This window comes from Aquabacter spiritensis, assembly GCF_004346185.1.
GTDB classification, from domain to species: domain Bacteria; phylum Pseudomonadota; class Alphaproteobacteria; order Rhizobiales; family Xanthobacteraceae; genus Aquabacter; species Aquabacter spiritensis.
Genome location: NZ_SMAI01000041.1, coordinates 1 through 1,652, shown reverse-complemented (window position 1 = coordinate 1,652; position 1,652 = coordinate 1). Strand labels below are relative to the sequence as shown.

General features: G+C 66.9%; 1 protein-coding gene. It reads right to left on the bottom strand.

Features of this window, described 5'->3' with window-relative positions; translation table 11 throughout:
* On the bottom strand, positions 1–1,652 hold a 1,652-nt coding region (locus EDC64_RS23325), incomplete at both ends, for a beta strand repeat-containing protein (RefSeq protein ID WP_207916175.1).

Genomic DNA, 1,652 nt, shown 5'->3' with positions numbered 1-1,652 from the left:
CCGTCATTGGCGATGTTGCCGGCGATCGATCCGCTCGTCGTCCCGTCGCCGATCTGCAGCGTCCCCGCCGTGATCGTCGTCCCGCCGGTATGGCTCAGGCCCCCCGTCACCGTCAGAACACCCGCCCCCAGCTTCTCCAGCGTGCCGGACCCCGACACATTGCCGGAATAAGCGAGGTCGTTCGACCGGTTGAACACCAGAGCGCCATCATTGGTCACATTGCCCGCCAGCGACCCCGTCGTGCCGCCGGCGCCGATCTGCAGCGTGCCGCCGCTGATCGTCGTGCCGCCGGTATGGGTGCTGGCCCCCGTCAGGCTCAGGACGCCGGCCCCCGTCTTCTCCAGTGTCCCGATGCCCGAAATGCTGCCGCCAAAGGTCACGTCATCGGTGCGGTTGAAGATCAAGTGGCCAGCGTTGGCGCCTTGAAAATCGGTCCGCACATTTCCGGCGATCGAACCGGCAGTTCCGCCATTGCCGATCTGAAGCGTGCCCGCCGAAACGTAAACCCCGCCCGTGCTGGCGCTGGTTCCGGTCAGGGTGAGGGTGAGACCGCCGCCGACACCCCAGGTGCCCGCACCCGAAATCTGCCCCGCGACCGTCAAGGCCCCCGATCTGTAGAAGCCGAGCCCGGCGCCGCTCGCGATCGTCACGTCGCCGACGAACGAGCCGGTGGTTCCCCCCGCCCCGATCGTTACCTGACCGGCATTGATGAAGGTTCCTCCTGTATATGTATTTTCACCCGTCAGAAATAAATTCTCGGCCCCCGTTTTCGTTACCGATCCGCTGCCGGATATGATGCCGCCATAAAGGCCGGATACCGTCACTCGATCGATCGTAAGCGCACCGTTATTGACGATATCGCCGGATAACATGGGTTGATTCTGACTATTCGTCAGCGTCAAACCACCCACACGAATCGTCACTTGCCCGGTGATGCCCGAAGTTTCACCGGACAAGGTCAGCGTGCCCGCGCCTTTCTTCTCCAGGGTGCCGCTACCGGAGATCACCCCGGAATAAGTGAGATTGTCGGAGCGGTCGAAGACGAGCGCGGCCGTGTTGGCCACGTCGCCAGAGAGCGACCCCGTCGTCCCGCCGGCGCCGATCTGCAGCGTGCCGCCGCTGATCGTCGTGCCGCCGGTATAGGCGTTGGCGTCGGAGGTGTAGATCCAGGTGCCGCCGGAAATCGTCACGGTGCCGGTGCCGGTCGTGATCGCCCCGGAGAGCGTCGCGGTGCCGCCGGCGCCGAGGTCGTCGAGCGTCAAATTGGCGGTGGTCCCGGTGATCCCGCCGCTCAGGGTCAGCGTCGCCGCATTGACGATCCGGCTGTCCGCCGCGAGCGTTATCGCGCCGGCATAGCTGTTGCTGCCGGCGGCATTGGAGAGCGCCCCGGCATAGGTGCCCGCGCCGGCGTCGTAGACGCCGTCGCCCGACAAGGTCAGCGCCTCCGCGCCCACGGCGACGCCGCCGCTCAATTGGAGCGTCGCCCCCGAACCGACCGTCGTCCCGCCCGTCGTCGCGCCGAGCGCCGTGGCGCTGGTGATCGACAGGGTGCCGCCGGCGACCGTCGTTGCCCCGGTATAGCTGCTCGCGCCCGACAGGGTCAGCGTGCCCGCGCCCGACTTGGTCAGCGTGCCGGTCCCGGAGATCGCGCC